The organism is Streptomyces sp. PsTaAH-124, from assembly GCF_000373685.1.
Classification (GTDB): Bacteria; Actinomycetota; Actinomycetes; order Streptomycetales; family Streptomycetaceae; genus Streptomyces; species Streptomyces andamanensis.
The window spans coordinates 1-19,189 of record NZ_KB892158.1; the positions used below are offsets into that span (position 1 = coordinate 1).

General features: G+C 72.2%; 18 protein-coding genes and 1 tRNA gene. 14 read left to right on the plus strand and 5 right to left on the minus strand.

The features are described 5' to 3' along the window. From B086_RS0101975 to B086_RS0101990, 4 genes are all read right to left on the minus strand, one after another. The coding region (locus B086_RS0101975) for a 2-oxoacid:acceptor oxidoreductase subunit alpha (protein WP_037872715.1) at positions 1-1,899 on the minus strand (1,899 nt) is incomplete at its 3' end. 289 nt (positions 1,900-2,188) lie between these two features. Then, positions 2,189-2,884, minus strand: coding sequence for a LuxR C-terminal-related transcriptional regulator (locus B086_RS0101980; protein ID WP_078530949.1), 696 nt, complete (start codon positions 2,882-2,884; stop codon positions 2,189-2,191). Between the two features lie 305 nt (positions 2,885-3,189). Beyond that, complete coding sequence (locus tag B086_RS0101985) at positions 3,190-4,557, minus strand: sensor histidine kinase (RefSeq protein ID WP_018564748.1); 1,368 nt, start codon at positions 4,555-4,557, stop codon at positions 3,190-3,192. A 221-nt stretch (positions 4,558-4,778) separates the two neighbouring features. Then, positions 4,779-6,011, minus strand: coding sequence for a sensor histidine kinase (locus B086_RS0101990; protein ID WP_018564749.1), 1,233 nt, complete (start codon positions 6,009-6,011; stop codon positions 4,779-4,781). A gap of 294 nt (positions 6,012-6,305) precedes the next feature. On the opposite strand from B086_RS0101990, the gene B086_RS0102000 reads away from it, so the two are divergent. The 13 genes from B086_RS0102000 to B086_RS0102060 all read left to right on the plus strand — a co-directional run bounded on the left by B086_RS0102000 (position 6,306) and on the right by B086_RS0102060 (position 18,161). Beyond that, positions 6,306-6,734 carry an NADH-quinone oxidoreductase subunit A gene (locus B086_RS0102000; RefSeq protein WP_018564751.1) on the plus strand — a complete coding sequence of 143 codons (429 nt, stop codon included), beginning with the start codon at positions 6,306-6,308 and terminating at the stop codon, positions 6,732-6,734. Continuing rightward, entirely contained in the window at positions 6,725-7,393 is a 669-nt protein-coding gene (locus B086_RS0102005) for an NADH-quinone oxidoreductase subunit B (RefSeq protein ID WP_026252013.1), read from the plus strand. Before B086_RS0102000 ends, B086_RS0102005 begins: the two co-directional genes overlap by 10 nt. Next, positions 7,390-8,688, plus strand: a complete 1,299-nt coding sequence (locus tag B086_RS0102010; protein WP_018564753.1) for an NADH-quinone oxidoreductase subunit C — start codon at positions 7,390-7,392, stop codon at positions 8,686-8,688. The genes B086_RS0102005 and B086_RS0102010 overlap by 4 nt, the downstream gene beginning before the upstream one ends. Next, positions 8,685-9,653: a complex I subunit 1/NuoH family protein gene (locus tag B086_RS0102015; RefSeq protein WP_018564754.1), complete on the plus strand. Its 969-nt coding sequence runs from the start codon at positions 8,685-8,687 to the stop codon at positions 9,651-9,653. The genes B086_RS0102010 and B086_RS0102015 overlap by 4 nt, the downstream gene beginning before the upstream one ends. After that, positions 9,653-10,228, plus strand: a complete 576-nt coding sequence (locus B086_RS0102020) for a NuoI/complex I 23 kDa subunit family protein (RefSeq protein WP_018564755.1) — start codon at positions 9,653-9,655, stop codon at positions 10,226-10,228. The genes B086_RS0102015 and B086_RS0102020 overlap by 1 nt, the downstream gene beginning before the upstream one ends. Further along, entirely contained in the window at positions 10,225-10,803 is a 579-nt protein-coding gene (locus B086_RS0102025) for an NADH-quinone oxidoreductase subunit J (RefSeq protein WP_018564756.1), read from the plus strand. Before B086_RS0102020 ends, B086_RS0102025 begins: the two co-directional genes overlap by 4 nt. Next, positions 10,803-11,216 carry an NADH-quinone oxidoreductase subunit NuoK gene (gene nuoK / locus B086_RS0102030; RefSeq protein WP_018564757.1) on the plus strand — a complete coding sequence of 138 codons (414 nt, stop codon included), beginning with the start codon at positions 10,803-10,805 and terminating at the stop codon, positions 11,214-11,216. The genes B086_RS0102025 and nuoK overlap by 1 nt, the downstream gene beginning before the upstream one ends. After that, on the plus strand, positions 11,213-13,207 hold the full coding sequence (locus B086_RS0102035) for an NADH-quinone oxidoreductase subunit L (RefSeq protein ID WP_018564758.1): 1,995 nt from the start codon (positions 11,213-11,215) through the stop codon (positions 13,205-13,207). The genes nuoK and B086_RS0102035 overlap by 4 nt, the downstream gene beginning before the upstream one ends. A 6-nt stretch (positions 13,208-13,213) precedes the next feature. Then, the gene (locus B086_RS0102040) at positions 13,214-14,788 is read left to right on the plus strand and encodes a complex I subunit 4 family protein (protein WP_026252014.1); all 1,575 of its coding nucleotides are present in this window, start codon (positions 13,214-13,216) and stop codon (positions 14,786-14,788) included. After that, entirely contained in the window at positions 14,785-16,308 is a 1,524-nt protein-coding gene (locus B086_RS0102045) for an NADH-quinone oxidoreductase subunit N (RefSeq protein ID WP_018564760.1), read from the plus strand. Before B086_RS0102040 ends, B086_RS0102045 begins: the two co-directional genes overlap by 4 nt. A 189-nt stretch (positions 16,309-16,497) precedes the next feature. Beyond that, entirely contained in the window at positions 16,498-17,361 is an 864-nt protein-coding gene (htpX, locus tag B086_RS0102050; protein WP_018564761.1) for a zinc metalloprotease HtpX, read from the plus strand. Then, entirely contained in the window at positions 17,358-17,750 is a 393-nt protein-coding gene (locus B086_RS0102055; protein ID WP_018564762.1) for a YccF domain-containing protein, read from the plus strand. The genes htpX and B086_RS0102055 overlap by 4 nt, the downstream gene beginning before the upstream one ends. Positions 17,751-17,894: 144 nt before the next feature. Then, entirely contained in the window at positions 17,895-18,161 is a 267-nt protein-coding gene (locus tag B086_RS0102060) for a GlsB/YeaQ/YmgE family stress response membrane protein (RefSeq protein WP_018564763.1), read from the plus strand. 87 nt (positions 18,162-18,248) lie between these two features. Here B086_RS0102060 and B086_RS0102065 read toward each other — a convergent pair whose 3' ends face one another. Then, positions 18,249-18,737, minus strand: a complete 489-nt coding sequence (locus tag B086_RS0102065; RefSeq protein WP_018564764.1) for a YajQ family cyclic di-GMP-binding protein — start codon at positions 18,735-18,737, stop codon at positions 18,249-18,251. Between the two features lie 317 nt (positions 18,738-19,054). Between B086_RS0102065 and B086_RS0102070 the strand changes: the two genes are divergently transcribed. After that, positions 19,055-19,136: transfer RNA gene (locus tag B086_RS0102070), tRNA-Tyr, on the plus strand. The last annotated feature ends 53 nt before the right edge of the window (positions 19,137-19,189 follow it).

A 19,189-nucleotide genomic window follows, 5' to 3' on the forward strand; every position in this document is an offset into this window, starting at 1 on the left:
GGCGAGTTGTTCGGCTTTGAAGGGCATGCCGTTGACCTGGTTGTAGGAGTGGGCGTCGACGAGGTATCTGGCGCGGATGAGGGTGGCGAGCTGGCCGAGGTTCATCTCGGGGATCACGATCTTGTCGTAGCCGGCCAGGAGGGTGCCGAGGTTGCGTGGGAAGGGGTTGAGGTGGCGCAGGTGTGCCTGGGCGATGGGGACGCCCTCGGCGCGCAGGCGTCGTACGGCGGCGGTGACGGGGCCGTAGGTGGAGCCCCAGCCCAGGACGAGGGTGCGGGCGTGGTCGGGGTCGTCTGCCCGGATGTCGGGCACTTCGATGCTGTCGATCTTGGCCTGGCGGGTGCGGACCATGAAGTCGTGGTTGGCGGGGTCGTAGGAGATGTTGCCGGTGCCGTCCTGTTTCTCGATGCCGCCGATGCGGTGTTCCAGGCCGGGGGTGCCGGGCACGGCCCAGGGGCGTGCCAGGGTGTGGGGGTCGCGTTTGTAGGGCCAGAAGACGTCGGTGCCGTCGGGCAGGGTGTGGTTGGGTCCGGTGGCGAAGGGGACGTGGAGGTCGGGGAGTTCGTCGGTGTCGGGGATGCGCCAGGGTTCGGAGCCGTTGGCGAGGTAGCCGTCGGAGAGGAGGAAGACGGGGGTGCGGTGGGTGAGGGCGATGCGGGCTGCTTCCAGTGCGGTGTCGAAGCAGTCTCCGGCGGTGCGGGGTGCGAGGACGGGGACGGGGGCTTCGCCGTTGCGGCCGTACATGGCCTGGAGCAGGTCCGCCTGCTCGGTCTTGGTGGGCAGGCCGGTGGAGGGGCCGCCGCGCTGGATGTCGACGACGAGCAGCGGCAGTTCGAGGGAGACCGCGAGGCCGATCGTCTCCGATTTCAGTGCCACGCCGGGTCCGGAGGTCGTCGTCACGGCCAGCGAGCCGCCGAACGCCGCGCCCAGTGCCGCTCCGATCCCCGCGATCTCGTCCTCCGCCTGGAAGGTGCGTACCCCGAACGCCTTGTGGCGTGAGAGTTCGTGCAGGATGTCGGAGGCGGGGGTGATCGGGTAGGAGCCCAGGAACAGCGGCAGACGCGCCTGCCGGGAGGCCGCGATCAGCCCGTAGGCCAGTGCCAGGTTTCCCGAGATGTTGCGGTACACGCCCGGGGTGAAGGCCCGCGCCGCCGGGGCCACCTCGTAGGAGACGGCGAAGTCCTCCGTGGTCTCCCCGAAGTTCCAGCCCGCCCGGAACGCCGCCACGTTCGCCGCCGCGATCTGCGGGCGCCGTGCGAACTTCGCCTTCAGGAACCGCTCCGTGCCCTCGGTCGGCCGGTGGTACATCCACGACAGCAGTCCCAGCGCGAACATGTTCTTGCTGCGCTCGGCCTCCTTGCGCGACAGGTCGAAGTCCGCCAGCGCCTGCACCGTCAGCGACGTCAGCGGCACCGCGTGGACCCGGAAACCGTCCAGCGACCCGTCATCCACCGGGGAGGCCGCGTAGCCGACCTTCTGCAACGCCCGTTTCGTGAACTCGTCCGTGTTCACGATGATCTCCGCGCCCCGCGGCAGGTCGCCCAGGTTCGCTTTCAGCGCGGCGGGGTTCATCGCGACCAGCACGTCGGGGGAATCACCCGGGGTGAGGATGTCGTGGTCGGCGAAATGCAGCTGGAACGACGACACCCCCGGCAGCGTCCCCGCGGGCGCCCGGATCTCCGCCGGGAAGTTCGGCAGCGTCGACAGATCGTTCCCGAACGACGCCGTCTCCGACGTGAACCGGTCCCCCGTGAGCTGCATCCCGTCACCCGAGTCACCCGCGAACCGGATCACCACCCGATCCACACGGCGGACGTCCTTCGCTCCGGCCGCCCTGCGCTGTTCCCCTACGACGGTTCCGTCGGCCTGTTCCGCTGGACTGCTGACCTGGCTGGTCACTGAACTGGACCTCCTCCGAGGCGGCTGTGGTGAACGGCCTTCCCGAAAGTCCTGGCGAAGACCTTCCCGATGTCAACCCTACGACCGTCAGCTCTGCCCTCCCGGCGGCTGTCGCATGCTGGACGGGCCCGCGCGACGGTCCTGTGCCCTGTTCTGTCACGCCGTTGCGGCCTCGTGGACCTCCTTCAAGGACGTTGCGCCACAGTCGCCCGTCCGGCGTACCCCCGGGGCCCGTGGCGGGCCCCCGCCCCGCTCCGTGTCGGCCGCTCAGGAGTTCAGTGTCGGCCGCTCAGGAGTTCAGATAGGTGAGGACGGCGAGAACGCGCCGGTGATCCCCGTCACTCGGGGACAGGCCGAGCTTGAGGAAGATGTTGCTCACGTGCTTCTCGACCGCGCCGTCGCTGACCACGAGCTGGCGGGCGATCGCCGAGTTCGTCCGCCCCTCGGCCATGAGGCCCAGCACCTCGCGCTCGCGCGGGGTGAGCCCCGCCAGCACGTCCTGTTTGCGGCTGCGCCCGAGCAGCTGGGCGACCACCTCCGGGTCGAGGGCCGTGCCGCCCTGGGCCACCCGGACCACCGCGTCCACGAACTCGCGCACCTCGGCCACCCGGTCCTTGAGCAGATAGCCGACCCCGCGGCTGGAGCCCGCCAGCAGCTCGGTGGCGTACCGCTCCTCCACGTACTGGGACAGGACCAGCACCCCGAGCCCGGGATGCGCCTTGCGCAGCCGGACCGCCGCCCGCACCCCCTCGTCGGTGTGGGTCGGCGGCATCCGCACATCGGCCACGACCACGTCGGGCAGCTCGCCCCGGCCGTGCAGATCGGTGATGGTCTTGATCAGCGCCTCGGCGTCACCGACACCGGCCACGACGTCGTGCCCGCGGTCGGTCAGCAGCCGGGTCAGGCCCTCCCTGAGCAGCACTGAATCCTCGGCGATGATCACCCGCACCCTGTCCTCCACGATCTTCGGCCCCCCACAGCCCATTTCCGGCAGTCCATGCGACTCCGTACGCCCCAGTCCGTGCGACTGGGTACGACACGGCCCAGCATTCCAGGATCCGGGCCCTGACGCGCCGGGGCCCAGGGGGAAACCGCGCGAATCCCGGAGTGTCCGGGGGCGTCCGGGGGCGTCCCGGGGTGCTCCGGGGGAAGGGGGAGGGGGGTATGTGATGTTTGTGCACATCTTCCGGACGGGGCATGGCCATGCCGCGCGGCCTGCCGCCCGCGGCCGGGAGAGGCCGTGGGCGGCAGGCCGCCGCGCGTCCGGTTCCGCCGGTCGTGCCCGCGTGCTCAGCGCCGCCAGGGCAGTTCCGCCGTCACCCGGGTGGGACCGCCGGCCGGCGAGTCGACGACGAGGATGCCGTCCACCGCGTCCAGCCGCTCGGCCAGCCCCGCCAGGCCCGACCCGGCGGACACATCGGCGCCGCCGACCCCGTCGTCCATGACCTGGAGCATCAGCCGGTCCTCGACCCGCCACACGTCCACCGAGGCGGAACCGGCCCGGCTGTGCTTGCTGATGTTCTGGAGCAGCTCGCACACCGTGAAGTACGCGATGCCCTCGATCGCCGCCGCCGGGCGCTCCGCCAGGTCCACGTCCACCTGCACCGGCACCGTGCAGCGCGAGGCGACCGAGGAGAGGGCCGCGTCCAGGCCGCGGTCGGTCAGCACGGCCGGGTGGATGCCCCGCGCCAGGTCGCGCAGCTCCTGGAGCGCGGTCTTCACCTCGCCGTGCGCCTCGTCCACCATCCGGGCCGCCGCCTGCGGGTCCTCGGTCAGCTTCTCCTTGGCGAGACCCAGGTCCATGGCGAGCGCCACCAGCCGGGCCTGCGCGCCGTCGTGCAGGTCCCGCTCGATGCGCCGCAGGTCGGCCGCGGCCGTGTCCACCACGACACCGCGGTCGGACTCCAGCTCCACCACGCGCGCCGACAGCTGCGACGGGCCGAGCAGCCCGTGCACCAGCACCCGGTCCACCGTGGTCAGCGCCCGCAGGATCCACGGCGTGGCCAGGGTGATCACCAGCCCGGCGAGGGCGGTCGCCGTGATCTCGAACGGGTTGTCGAGGAAGATCTGGTGGTGCTCGTCGCCGTAGAGCTGGATGCCGCTCTGCCCGGCCCACGTGGGGAAGATCCAGTACCAGAGCGGATACGTCAGCAGCGACCAGCCCATCGGCCACAGCACCATCGCCACCACGAACGAGAAGACCGCCCACGGGAACTGGAGCCCCGCGTAGAGCAGCGCCCGCCAGGAGGCGCCGCTCTTCAGCACCGCGCCGGTCCAGGCCAGCGGGCCGCGGCCCTTCATCACCAGCGGCTCCGGCTCGCCCACCTCCAGGCCGAGCAGCCCGCGCGCCCGCACCCGCTCCAGCGCGCCGAAGCCCCGGCAGCCCGCCAGCGCGCCCGCCAGCACCGGGATGCCCAGGAAGGTCACCAGCAGACCGGCGCCCAGCGACACCATCGTGACGGCCCAGCAGAAGAGCGTGATGCTGATCGGCAGGCTGAGCAGGACGTACGCCAGCTCCTTCCAGCTGCGCGCCTCGAACGGCGCCCGCAGTCCGGCGGGGAGCCGGTGCCGGCGCGGACCGCGCTCCTGGTCGTGGAACCCGGTCCCGCTGTAGGACCCGTACCCCTGTCCGTACTGCGATCCGTACTGGGTGGTCATCGGCGTCGTCCGTTCCCCTGGTGTGCTGCGCTGTCGGCGGCTGCTGTCGGCTGTTGCTGTCGCGGTGCCTGTCCCGGCGTCCGTCCCGGTGCCGGTTCCGGTGTCTGTCCCGGTGCGGCCGGGCCGCAGGCCGCCGCGGTCTTCCCGGCGTGATTCCAGAGTGCTGGACCGCGGCCCGCGCAACCATGGAGCGCGTCGGCGTCTCGGTCCGGGGGTTTTCCCTACCTCCGGCCGCGCGGGACCGCTGCGCCGCCCGGCGCGGGCGTACGGTCCCGCCAGGGCAGCTCCGCCGTGACCGTCGTCGGACCGCCCGGCGGCGAGTCCACGACGAACAGCCCGTCGACGGCGCCCAGCCGCTCCGCGAGCCCCCGCATGCCCGTACCGCCGTCCAGACTGGCGCCGCCGCGCCCGTCGTCGACGACCTGGAGCATCAGCCGGTCGTCGGCCCGCCACACGTCCACCGAGGCGGAGCGCGCCCCGCTGTGCTTGCTGACGTTCTGGAGCAGCTCGGACACCGTGAAGTAGGCGATGCCCTCGATGGCCTCCGCCGGGCGCGCGGGCAGATCGGCCGTCACCTTCACCGGCACCGTGCAGCGCGAGGCGACCGAGGAGAGGGCCGCGTCCAGGCCGCGGTCGGTCAGTACGGCCGGGTGGATGCCCCGGGCCAGGTCACGCAGCTCCTGGAGCGCGAGCTTCACCTCGCCGTGCGCCTCCGCGACCATCTCGGCCGCCGTGTCCGGGTCCTCCAGCAGCTTCTCCTTGGCCAGACCGAGACCCATGGCCAGGTTCACCAGCCGGGCCTGGGCGCCGTCGTGCAGGTCCCGCTCGATGCGCCGCAGGTCGGCCGCGGCCGTGTCCACCACGACACCCCGGTCCGACTCCAGCTCCGCGATCCGCCGCTCCAGCTCGTCGGAGGGCGACAGCAGACCCCGCACCAGCGCCCGGTCCACGTTCGTCAGGCCCCGCGCGATGAACGGCAGCACCGGCCACAGCACGAACAGCGAGACCAGGGTCACGGAGAAGGTGAGGACACCCCAGGGCAGCCGGATGAAGTCGTAGAGCACCGTGCGCCAGCCCACCGGGTCCTTCAGCATCAGCCAGAACCGGTTGAGCCAGCCCGTCGTACGGCCCATCGGCAGCGGACTCGGCTCGTCGACACGGACCCCGAGCAGGGCGCGCGCCCGCTTGCGCTCCAGCCGGCCCAGCAGCCGGGCGCCCGCCAGGGCGAACGCCAGCAGCGGCAGGCCCACCACCGTGACGGTCAGCGCCGCGCCGACGGACAGCACGGACACCACGTAGACGAAGCCGATCAGGGACACGGGCAGGTTCACCAGGAGATGCGTGATCTCCTTCCAGGTGGGCAGGCCGTAGGCGAAACGAGCCGGCGGCGGCCGGTCGCGGTCGTCCCCGGCGCCGCGCGCCGCCGGGCCGGCGGAGGAGATGGGTGCGCTCATACGGGCTAGCGTGCCGTGCGACGGCCGCGGACGCCATGAGGTCCCCCGCCTTGGTGGACGGGGGAAAACCCCACCCCGCGTCCCAGCGCGCGACGGGCTGCTTACCCGCTCTTTAACAGGGCCTAGACTCCCGTGCGTACAGACCGTCGCACGGGCGACACGGGCAGCATCAGCAGCACAAGCAGCATCGGCAGCACAAGCAGCATCGGCAGCACAAGCAGCATCGGCAGCACAAGCAGCACAGGCAGCACGGACACCACCGGGCACCACGGGTCAGGGAGCGAGGGACGGACGGTGACGCAGACGGTGCGGGGGGCGGCGCACGAGACGGCGCGGGGGCAGGTCGCCGTCGCGTCGGACTACTTCCACTCGTACTCGGTCGTCGGGCTGCTCGCCGTCGTCGGCGTGCTGTTCGTCGCCGTCGCGTTCGGCGCGGGCCGGCTGCTGCGCCCGGTGGTCCCCACGCCCGAGAAGCTCCTGACGTACGAGTGCGGCGTCGACCCCGTCGGCGAGGGCTGGGCCCACACCCAGGTCCGCTACTACGTCTACGCCTTCCTGTACGTGATCTTCGCCGTCGACTCGATCTTCCTGTTCCCCTGGGCGACGGTCTTCGCCGCCCCCGGCTACGGCGCGGCGACGCTGGTGGAGATGTTCGTCTTCCTCGGCTTCCTGGCCATCGGCCTGCTGTACGCATACAAGAAGGGCGTCCTGACATGGACGTGAACCCCGCCGTACCCGAGCCTGTAGTACCTGATCCGGCCGTGCCGGAGCCCGTCGCGCTTCCCGCGCCGCAGCGGCTCGGCGCGCTGTCCCGGCTGGCCCCCGAGCCGATGAAGGTCGTCCTGAACTGGGGCCGCCGCTACTCGCTGTGGGTCTTCAACTTCGGCCTGGCCTGCTGCGCGATCGAGTTCATCGCCGCCTCGATGGCCCGCCACGACTTCATCCGCCTCGGGGTGATCCCCTTCGCCCCCGGTCCGCGCCAGGCCGACCTGATGGTGGTCTCCGGCACCGTCACGGACAAGATGGCACCCGCCGTCAAACGCCTGTACGAACAGATGCCCGAGCCGAAGTACGTCATCTCCTTCGGCGCCTGCTCCAACTGCGGCGGCCCGTACTGGGACTCGTACTCCGTCACCAAGGGCGTCGACCAGATCATTCCCGTGGACGTCTACGTCCCCGGCTGCCCGCCGCGCCCCGAGGCGCTGCTCCAGGGGATCCTCAAGCTCCAGGAGAAGATCGCCAGGGAGTCGCTCGCGGAGCGGTACGGCACCGGGACGGCGCGTCCGTCGGCGGCGGCACTCCAGAGCGGGCTGGTACGGCCGCCGGGTGCCGGTGCGGGTGCTGGCGGCGATGCCGGTGCGGGTGCGGGGAGCGAGCGATGAGCGGGGTGGGGTGGCTGCCCGCGCCCGCCGGGGAACTGTTCGGCGCCGGGGCGACGGCCGAGGAGTCCTACGAGGTCCTGACGGTCGACGTACCCGCCGACTCCTGGGTGTCCGCCCTGCGGACCGCCCGCGACACGCTGGGCTGCACCTACTTCGACTGGCTGAGCGCGGTCGACGAGCCGGGCACGGGCCTGCGGATCGCGGCGCACGTCGTGGCGCTGGGCCCGGTACGGAGGCTGCTGGTCCGTACGACGGTCCCGCACGAGCGGCCGGTCCTGCCCACCGCCGTCGAGGTCTACGCGGGCGCCGCCTGGCACGAACGCGAGACCCACGAGATGTTCGGCGTCGACTTCGCGGGCCACCCCGCCCTGGACCACCTCCTGCTCCCGGACACCTTCGAGGGCCACCCGCTGCGCAAGGACTTCGTCCTGGCCGCCCGGGTCGCCAAGGCGTGGCCCGGTGCGAAGGAGCCGGGCGAGTCGGACCACGGCGGTCCCAAGCGCCGCCAGATGCTGCCGCCGGGCGTCCCCGACCCCAACGAGTGGGGCCCCCTCAAGGGCACCCTCCCGGCCACCCCGGCCCGCCCCGCCAGGGGCGCCGCCCGCCCGGCGGCCGAACGCCCCGCCCGCGCACCCGGCGACCGCCCGGTACGCCGCACCCGCACGGCCGCCGGAGGCTCGGCGAGCCAGACGAGCGGGGACACCGGCGCGGGCACGGGTACGGACACGGGCACGAGTACGGGTGCGGACACGGTGGCGGCCGGGGGAGCGGAGCCGCCCGTGACTCCGGGCGCGGCAGGCGGGGCGACCGCCAGGCCGCGCCGGATGCGGAGCGCGAGCCAGGGCTCGGCGAGCCAGACGGCAGCCGCCGGTGCCACCCCGGCCGCCCCGGCCACCCCGGAGACCCCGAAAACCCTGGAGACCCCGGAGATCCCGACGAAGCCGGAGAAACCGGCGGCTCCGCCGTCCCCGCCGTCCGCCCCGCGCCGTTCGCGCAGCGCGAGCGGCGGCTCCGCCTCGCAGCGGGCGGAGCAGTCGGCGCCCTCACCCGCCCCCGACCCCGCCGCCCAGGAACCGCAGCCGCAGCCGCAGCCACCCACGCCCCCGCGCAGCGCGGACGCGCCCTGGCACCACGCCCGCCCGGCCTTCGACGAACCGGAGAACCCGGAGAACCCGGAGAACCCGGAGAACCCGGAGAACCCGGAGAACCCGCAGAACCCGCAGAACCCGGAGACGCCGAAGCAGCCCCCCGCCCCGCCCGCCCCCGACGACGACCCGGAAGGAGACCAGCGGTGAACGACGTGGCCGACGTCGCCCTGCGACTCCTGATCGTCTTCGTGGCCTTCCTCGTCCTCCCCCTGATCGTCGGTCAGACCGAGCACAAGGTGATGGCCCATATGCAGGGCCGCCTCGGCCCGATGTACGCGGGCGGTTTCCACGGCTGGGCCCAGCTCGTCGCGGACGGCGTGAAGTTCGCGCAGAAGGAGGACGTGGTCCCGGCGGGCGCGGACCGCCGCGTCTTCCAGCTCGCCCCGGCCGTCGCCCTCCTGCCGTACCTGCTGGTGCTGCTCGCGCTGCCGGTCGGCCCCGGCGAGGGCGCGGTCGGCCAGGTGCTGGACGCGGGCCTCTTCTTCGTGCTCGCCGTGATGGGCGTCGGCGTGCTCGGCTCGCTCATGGCCGGCTGGGCCTCCGCCAACAAGTTCTCCCTCCTCGGCGGCCTGCGCACCGCCGCGCAGCTCCTCGCCTACGAACTGCCGATGCTGCTCGCCGCCGCCTCCGTGGCGATGGCCGCCGGAACGGTCTCGCTGCCCGGCATCCTGGACGCGTTCCACTGGTGGTGGCTGCCCTGGCAGATCGTCGGCGCGGTCGTCTTCTTCGTCGCCGGTCTCGCCGAACTGCAACGCCCGCCCTTCGACATGCCGGTGGCCGACTCGGAGATCATCTTCGGCGCGTACACCGAGTACACCGGGCTGCGGTTCGCCCTGTTCCTGCTCGCCGAGTACGCCGGGATCGTCGTCCTGTGCGGCCTGACCACCGTCCTCTTCCTGGGCGGCTGGCACGGCCCCTGGGGCGCGGACGGCCTCGGCTGGGTCTGGACGCTGCTGAAGACCGCCGTCCTCGCCTTCGTCGTGATCTGGCTGCGCGTCACCTACCCGCGGCTGCGCGAGGACCAGCTCCAGAAGCTCTCCTGGACCCTCCTCGTGCCCCTCGCCCTCGCCCAGATCGCCCTCACCGGCATCGTCAAGGTGGTGATCTCCTAGTGGCTCCCCTTCCCGGCTCCGGCCTGGCCAAGGGCCTCGCCGTCACCCTGCGCACGATGACGAGGAAGACCGTCACCGAGCAGTACCCGGACACCCAGCCCGACCTGCCGCCGCGCACCCGCGGTGTGATCGGCCTGTTCGAGGAGAACTGCACGGTCTGCATGCTGTGCGCCCGCGAGTGCCCGGACTGGTGCATCTACATCGACTCCCACAAGGAGACGGTGCCCGCCGCGGTCCCCGGCGGCCGCGAGCGCAGCCGCAACGTCCTCGACCGCTTCGCCATCGACTTCTCCCTGTGCATGTACTGCGGTATCTGCATCGAGGTCTGCCCCTTCGACGCGCTGTTCTGGTCACCGGAGTTCGAGTACGCCGAGACCGACATCCGCGACCTCACCCACGAGCGCGACAAGCTCCGCGAGTGGATGTGGACCGTCCCGGCGCCGCCCGCCCTCGACCCCGGCGCGGAGGAACCGAAGGAGATCGCCGCCGCCCGCAAGAGCGCCGACAAGCTCGCCGCCCAGGAACAGGCCGCCGCCGAGCAGGAAGCCGCCGCCCAGGAGGAAGGAGAAGCGTGACCCTCGCCGCAGCCCACCCCGGTTTCCTCTCGCCGACCGGCGTCGAGACCGCCTTCCTGCTCGTCGGCATCGCCACCTCCGGGGCCGCGCTCCTCACCGTCACCACCCGGCAACTGGTGCACGCCGCCCTGTGGCTGGTGGTCGCCCTCGGCGGCCTCGCCGTCGAATACCTCCTGCTCACCGCCGAGTTCATCGCCTGGGTGCAGGTCCTCATCTACGTCGGTTCCGTCGTCGTCCTCCTCCTGTTCGGACTGATGCTCACCAAGGCCCCCATCGGCCGCTCCGCCGACGCCGACTCCGGCAACCGGTGGGCCGCCCTCGCGGTGGCCCTCGCCGCCGCCGGGACCCTCGTCTGGGTCGTCGCCGACGCCTTCCGCACCACCTGGATCGATCTGGACGGCGCCGCCGCCGGAACCACCCGGGCCACCGGCGAGAGCCTCTTCCAGAACTGGGTCCTGCCCTTCGAGGCCCTCTCCGTGCTGCTCCTGGCCGCGCTGGTCGGAGCGATCGTCCTGTCCCGCAAGGCCAAGGCGGACGCGGCCGCCGGACCCGCCGCCGAGGAGGGCACCCGCTGATGCACCTCGTCTACCCGGCCGTCCTCTCCGCCCTCCTCTTCTGCACCGGGCTCTACGGCGTCCTCGCGCGCCGCAACGCGATCCTGGTCCTCATGTCGGTCGAGCTGATGCTCAACGCCGTCAACCTCAACCTGGTCGCCTTCGACGTCTGGCTCAGCAGGGCCGCCGCCGACACCCTGCACTCCGGCCAGGCCCTGACCCTGTTCACCATCACCATCGCCGCCGCCGAGATCGGCATCGGCCTGGCGATCGTCCTCGCCGTGTACCGCAACCGCGGCACCTCCGACATCGACCGGCTCCGCGACGCCGCCGAGCACCCCGACGACGACTCCGGCGACGACTTCGACGACGGCCCCGACGGCGAAGCCGCCGCGACCGCGCAGGCCGCCGGGAAGGCTGAGGCCACCGCGTGACCACGACCACCCTCGCCGTTCTCGTCCCCCTCCTGCCGTTCCTGGGCGCCGCCGCCGGACTGCTCCTGGGCCGCACCGCCCCCGGCTTCGTCCGCCCGCTCGCGATCCTGCCGACCCTCGCCTCCCTCGTCCTCGCCGTGCTGGTCGCGGCCCGCCAGGGCGGCGGCCGGGCCGTCGACGCCGCCACCGAACTGACCCCCACCGGCTCGGTCCCCGTCGAACTGGCCCTGCACATCGACGGCTACGCCGCGCTCGTCGCCGTCCTCGTCGCCACCGTCGCCACCTGTGTGCAGATCTACTCCACGGGCTATCTGCGCGAGGACCCCCGCTACCCGTCCTACGCCGCGCTCGTCTCCCTGTTCACCTCCGCGATGCTGCTCGTCGTCTACTCCGGCGACCTGATCGTGCTGCTGGTCGGCTGGGAGGTCATGGGCATCTGCTCCTACTTCCTGGTCGGCCACTACTGGGAGACCCCCGAGGCCCGCGCCGCCTCCCTCAAGGCCTTCCTGGTCACCAAGCTCGGCGACGTCCCCTTCCTCATCGGCCTGTTCGCGCTCGCCGCCGACGCCGATTCCTTCCGGATCACCACGGTCCTGACCACCGTCGCGCACGGCGGCCTGCACCACCCCACGCTGGTCGCCCTGCTGCTCCTGGCGGGCGTGGCGGGCAAGTCCGCGCAGTTCCCGCTGCACACCTGGCTGCCCGACGCGATGGCCGGCCCGACCCCGGTGTCCGCGCTGATCCACGCCGCGACGATGGTCGCCGCCGGTGTCTACTTCGTGGCCCGGCTCCTCCCCGTCTTCCAGGCGTCCTCGGCCGCCATGACCGTCCTCGCCGTCATGGCCGCCGTGACCATGGCCGGTTCGGCGCTCGCCGCGCTCGCCCAGGACGACATCAAACGCGTCCTCGCCTACTCGACGATCGGTCAGCTCGGCTACATGACCGGCGCACTCGCCGTGGGCGCCCCCGGCGCCGCCGTCTTCCACCTCCTGTCGCACGGCGCCTTCAAGGCGCTGCTCTTCCTCGCCGCCGGGGTGGTCATCCACGCGGCCGGGACCAACTCGCTGGCCGCCATGTCCCGCACCGGCGGCCTGCGCGAGCGCGTCCCCGACGCGTACTGGACGATGACCGTCGCCCTGCTCGCGCTCGCCGCGATCCCTCCCTTCAGCGGTTTCTTCTCCAAGGAGTCCGTGCTCGGCGCCGCCGAGCGGGTGGCCGACGGCCACACCGGGCACGCCCCCGGCGCGGCCGGCTGGATCGTCCTCGTCGCCGGTCTGCTCACCGCCCTGCTGACCGCCGCCTACGCGCTGCGGCTGTGGCTGCTCGCCTTCCACGGCCGGGGTGCGCAGGCCCCCGACCACGGACGGCAGCCCCTGGCCATGAACGCCGTCCTGTGGGTGCTGGCCGTGCCCTCCCTCGCCTTCGGCGGACTCGCCTTCCGCGTCCTGCCCGACTGGTTCGACGGTGTCTCGCTCGCCCCGACGACGACCACCTCCGTCCTCGGCACCGGCCTGGCCCTGGCCGGCGGTGTGCTCCTCCACGGCGCCTGGCGGCACACCACCGCGCTCGCCGCCCGCACCCCGATGGGCGCGGTCGCCGCCCACCCGGAGGCCGATGCCGGACTGGTCGAGGCCGAGGCCATCGCCACCCACCGGCCGGCCTACGGGGACCTCGCCGGAGCGCCCGACCCCGCCGACCCCGCACGGCTGCTGCTCGGCCCGCTGCACCGCCACGCGGCCACCGGCTTCCACCTCGACGCGGTCCACCGGATCCTGTTCGTCCGCCCGGTCCTGGCCGGTGCGAGCCTCGTCCGGTTCCTCGACCGCGAGGTCGTCGAGACCTACGTACGCGGCGCCGGGGCCGCACCCCGGCTGCTCGGGGCCGCCGTACGGCGCGCCCAGACCGGCAATGTGCAGACCTATGTGAGCGCGCTGCTCGCCGGCACCGTCGTCCTCGCGGTCGCCGTCGTCCTCGTCGCCACGGGAGCGTGAGCAGGCGTGATCGATATCAGCGAGTCAGTGATGCAGTTCCTTCTGGCGTTCCTCGTGGTCGGCCCGCTCCTGGGCGCGGCCGCCGCCCTCCTGCCCGCCCCGCCCGGACTGAAGGGGAAGTCGCCCGAGCAGGCCGTGCTCCGGCACGGGGTGACCGTCAGCGGTGTCCTGCTCGCCGCCGCGCTCGTCCTCGCGCTCGGCTTCGACCACGACCATCCGTCGAAGATGCAGGCCACGACGGACATCAGCTGGATCCCCGCACTCCATGTGCGCATCCACCTCGGCATCGACGGCATCTCGCTCCCCCTCGTCGTCCTGACCGCGCTGCTGACCTTCCTGTGCGCGCTGTACAGCTACTTCAAGCCGCCCGCGGGCCCGAGCCCCAAGGCGTTCGTCGCCCTGCTGCTCCTGCTGGAGTCCGGCACGCTCGCCACCTTCGCCGTCCTCGATCTGGTGCTGTTCTTCCTCGCCTTCGAGACGGTGCTCATCCCGATGTACTTCCTCATCGCCCGCTGGGGCGGCGCGGGCCGGCGGGCCGCGGCCTGGCGGTTCATCCTCTACACCCTCCTGGGCTCGGTCGTCATGCTGCTCGGCCTGCTCCTGATCGGGATCAAGGCGGGCACGTTCGACATGGTGGCACTCGCCACTGACAACGGCCGGTCGCTGACCGCGTCCGTGCAGGTCATCGCCGTTCTGGCGATCGGTCTCGGGCTCGCGGTCAAGACCCCGATGTGGCCCCTGCACAGCTGGCTGCCGGACGCCCACACCGCCGCCCCGACCGTCGGCTCGGTCCTGCTGGCGGGCGTCCTGCTGAAGATGGGGACCTACGGTTTCGTCCGGATCCTGCTGCCCGTCGCGCCGCACGGCTTCCACACCTTCGCGCCCTACCTCGCGGCCTTCGCCGTCGTCGGCATCGTCTACGGCTCCCTGGCCTGCCTCGCCCTGGCCCGGCGCGGTGCCCGGGGCGACCTGAAACGGCTCATCGCCTACTCCTCGGTCGGCCACATGGGCTTCGTGCTGCTCGGCATCGCCACCGCCACCCCGACCGGCGTCAACGGCGCCCTGTTCGCCAACATCGCCCACGGCCTCATCACCGGCCTGCTCTTCTTTCTGGTCGGCGGCCTCAAGGACCGCACCGGCTCCACCGACCTCGACACCCTCGCCGAGGAGTCCGGCGCCGCCCTGTACGGCAGGGCCCCGCGCCTGGGCGGCCTGCTCGCCTTCGGCGCGGTCGCCTCGCTCGGACTGCCCGGACTGGCCGGGTTCTGGGGCGAGATGCTGGCCCTGTTCGGCGCGTTCCGGCCCGCCGACGGCCTCAGCCGCCCCGCCTTCCTCACCTTCATGGCGATCGGCGCGTTCGGCACGCTGCTGACGGCCGCGTACATGCTCGCCGTGGTCCGCCGCGTCTGCATGGGCGCCGCCGCGTCCGAGACCCCGAAACTGCCCGACGTGCGCGGCTTCGAGTTCGCGGCCTGGACCCCGCTCGTCGCGCTGACCGTCCTCGCCGGGCTCTGGCCCAAGGCCCTGCTCGGGCTCACCGACCCGGCCGTGCAGCAACTCCTCGCGGGAGGCACCCGATGAGCGTCCTGGCCCAGTCGCCGGTCGCGTCGGCGGTCCAGTCCGTCGACTGGCTCGCCGTCGCGCCGCCCGCCCTCACCGCGGTGACCGCCCTGGCGGTCCTGGTCGCCGACCTCTTCGTCCCGCGGGCGCGCAAACCACTCCTCGGCTGGGTCTCCGTCGCCGGACTCGCCGCCTCCGCGCTGCTCCTGCTGCCCCTCCTGGACGGCGACCGCGGCACCTTCTGCCGGTACCGGCAGCCCGGCGTGTGCAGCTACACCGCCGACCACTTCACCCTCGTCATCCAGTTCCTGGTGCTGGGCGGCGCCCTGCTGGCGGCCCTGCTGTCGGTCACCGCCCTCAAGGACGCGCGCGGCGGACTCCCCGAAGGGGAGTACTGGTTCCTGCTGCTGTCCGCCACCGCCGGAGCCGCCCTGCTGCCCGCCGCCCGCGACCTGGCCACCCTGATCGTCGCCCTGGAGGTCGCCTCCCTGCCCGCCTTCGCCCTCGTGGGCCTCAGGCACGGCGACCGCAGATCCTCCGACGCGGCCCTGAAGTTCTTCCTGTCCTCGGTCACCGCCACCGCCGTCAGCCTGCTGGGCGTCAGCTTCGTCTACGCCACCACCGGCACCCTGTACCTCACCCAGGTGGCCGACCGCCTCCCGCACGTCGCCGGGCAGTTCCACACCCTCGCCCAGACCGGCGTCGTCCTCACCCTCGTCGGCTTCGCCTTCAAGCTCGCCGCCGTCCCGTTCCACTTCTGGGTCCCCGACACCTATGTGGGCGCGCCGCTGCCGATCGCCGCCTATCTGTCGGTCGTCGGCAAGGCGGTCGGCTTCACCGGCCTGATCCTCGTCACCGTCGTCGCGTTCCCCTCGTACGCCGACGTCTGGGGCCCGGCGCTGGCGGCGCTGGCCGCGCTCACCATGACCGTCGGCAACGCCGGTGCCCTGCGGCAGAGCGCCACGCGCGCGTACGGCGCGGTCCGGCTGCTCGCCTGGTCCTCCGTCGGCCAGGCGGGCTACCTCCTGGTGCCGCTCGCGGCGGCCGGATACACCGACGACCCGCGCGGGACCGTCGGCTCCACCGTCGCGTACGCCCTGATGTACGCCGCCGTGAACCTGGGCGCCTTCGCCGTGGCCGCGCTCGTGGGCCGCGCCCGGCCCGGCAACCGCCTCGCCGACTACCGCGGCCTGTACGCCGCCCACCCGGTGTGCGCCCTGCTGCTGGCCTTCTTCCTGCTGTGCCTGGCCGGGCTCCCGCCCGGGGTCATCGGCCTGTTCGCGAAGGTCACCGTCTTCTCCGCCGCGGTCGGCGCCGGACTCGGCTGGCTCGCCGTCGTCATGGCCGTCAACGTCGTGGTCGCGCTGTACTACTACCTGAGGTGGACGGCCCTGCTGTTCCGCGCGCCCGAGGGCGAACCCGTCCGGCATCGCGTCCCGGCGCCCCTCACCGCCGCGCTCGCCCTGACGGGCGTCCTGGGCGTCGCCCTGTCCGGCGCGCCCCAGCTCGTGCTGCGCTTCGCGGGCGGCGGCCTGTTCTGACCCGCCCGGCCCCGGGCACCCGACGCGCACTCACCCGGACGGCCCGCGCGCCGTCGCACCGACCGGGGAACCCGGGGCGTTCGCCTGGCGTTGACCAGTACGGAAGGGTCCACTGGACGTGACACCACACACCAGTGGACCGCACAGCAAGCGAAGGGTTCCCCTGCCGCACCACTTGGAGGGCGTACCGTGCACCGCCGGCACAACGGGCTCAGGACCGCAGTACTCCTCGGGGGACTGTCCGCACTCATCATCGTCATCGGCAGTTTCTTCGGCCGCACCGGCCTGGTCGTCGCCGTCCTCATCGCCCTCGGCACCAACGCGTACGCGTACTGGAACAGCGACAAGCTGGCCCTGCGCGCGATGCGGGCCCGCCCGGTCAGCGAGTTCGAGGCACCGGCCCTGTACCGGATGGTCCGCGACCTCTCCACCCAGGCCCGCCAGCCGATGCCGCGCCTGTACATCTCCCCGACGGAGGCGCCCAACGCCTTCGCCACCGGCCGCAACCCGCGCAACGCCGCCGTGTGCTGCACGGAAGGCATCCTGCGCATCCTGGACGAGCGCGAACTGCGCGGTGTCATCGGCCATGAGCTGAGCCATGTCTACAACCGCGACATCCTGATCTCCTCCGTCGCCGGCGCCCTGGCGTCCGTGATCATGTTCCTGGTCAACTTCGCCTGGCTGATCCCGGTCGGCCGCTCGGACGACGACGAGGGCCCCGGCATCTTCGGCATGCTTCTGATCATGATCCTCGGCCCGTTCGCGGCGACCCTCATCCAGCTGGCCATCAGCCGCTCCCGGGAGTACGAGGCCGACGCCTCCGGCGCCCGCATCACCGGCGACCCGCTCGCCCTCGCCAGCGCCCTGCGCAAGCTGGAGGCGGGCACCCAGCAGCTCCCGCTGCCCCCGGAGCCGCGCATCGAGACGGCGAGCCACATGATGATCGCCAATCCCTTCCGCCCGGGACAGGGACTGTCGAGAATGTTCTCCACGCACCCGCCCATGGCGGAGCGCATCGCCCGACTCGAACAGATGGCAGGTCGCCGACAGTGAAGACAATCCTGAACGTCATCTGGCTGGTGCTGAGCGGCTTCTGGCTGTTCCTCGGCTATCTGGCGGCCGGGGTGCTGCTGTGCATCACGATCATCGGCATCCCGTTCGGCATAGCGTCCTTCCGCATCGGCGTCTACGCCCTGTGGCCCTTCGGGTACACCACGGTCGAGCGCCGCGACGCGGGCGCGCCGTCCTGCGTCGGCAATGTGCTCTGGCTGGTCCTGGCCGGGTGGTGGCTGGCGCTCGCCCACATCGTGACGGGCGTCATGCTCTGCATCACGATCATCGGTATCCCGTTCGGCATCGCCAACTTCAAGCTCATCCCGGTCTCGCTGCTCCCGCTGGGCCGCGAGATCGTCCGTACCGACCAGCCCTTCGCGACCCGCTGAACCGGCGCATCCCGGCGTGCCGGGACCGCCGCCGGATGCAACCGTGGGGACCGGCCGCGGCGTCTTCCCCGACGACACGGTGCGAACACGCGTGTGGCATTCACGGGCGACGACCGAGGTCGCCGGGAAAGGCAGGTTCGGGACATGGGCGTCATCAGCTGGATCATCCTGGGACTGTTGGCCGGGGCCATCGCGAAGATCCTGCTGCCGGGTCGCGACCCCGGCGGCTTCATCGGCACGACCCTCATCGGCATCGCCGGTGCCTTCGTCGGCGGCTGGATCTCCGCCCGCTGGCTGGACCACCCGGTCACCAAGCACTTCTACGACGGCGCCACCTGGGCGGCGGCCATCGGCGGCTCACTCGTCCTGCTGATCGCCTACCGCCTCCTCTTCGGCAACTCACGCGACTGACGCGAGGCGCTGCCGCGGCGCGGCGGACGCACACAGGGGTGGGCACCGGTACTCCCGGTGCCCACCCCTGTGTGCGCTGTGCTGGTCCTACCGGTAGTTCACGAACTGGAGCGCGAAGTCGAAGTCCTGGCCCTTCAGCAGCGCGATCACGGCCTGGAGGTCGTCCCGGCTCTTGGAGCTGACCCGCAGCTCGTCGCCCTGCACCTGGGCCTTGATGCCCTTGGGGCCCTCGTCGCGGATGAGCTTCGCCACCTTCTTGGCGTTCTCCTGGGAGATGCCCTCCTCGACGGAGGCGAAGATCTTGTACTCCTTGCCGGACAGCTGCGGCTCGCCCGCGTCCAGGGCCTTCAGCGAGATGCCGCGCTTGATCAGCTTGGACTGGAAGACGTCGAGGACCGCCTTCACCCGCTCCTCGGAGTTCGCCTCCATGAGGATCTTCTCGCCGGACCACGAGATCGAAGCGCCCACGCCCTTGAAGTCGTAGCGCTGCGAGATCTCCTTGGCGGCCTGGTTGAGGGCGTTGTCGACCTCCTGCCGCTCGACCTTCGAGACGATGTCGAAACTGGAGTCGGCCATGTCCTGTGGCTCCTTGTATCGGGGTGGGTCGAAGTACGTGACGCGTGCGGGCCGGCGGGCGTGGGGAAGCCGCCTGCCCCCGGCCGGCAGGCCCGGGTCCGCATCCGCCCCAGCCTAGGCCCTGTCGTGGTCTTCCCGCCCGTCCCCGGGGGTGCCTGTCGGCCGTCCCCGGTCCACCGGCCGCGCGCTCCCGGGCGCGGACGGCCCGGCTCCGGGACACCGGTCAATCGGGTGGCGAAGCACCCCTGTGCATCGGGTATTGTTTACGTCGTTGCCACAGAGCACCGCCGAAAGGCAGTGCGACGGCAGCAAACCCCGGCGGTGTGCCCGAGCGGCCAAAGGGAGCAGACTGTAAATCTGCCGGCTCAGCCTTCCCAGGTTCGAATCCTGGCGCCGCCACACTGGGGAAGACCCCCTTCGATCAGCCTTCACGGCGAGTCGGAGGGGGTCTC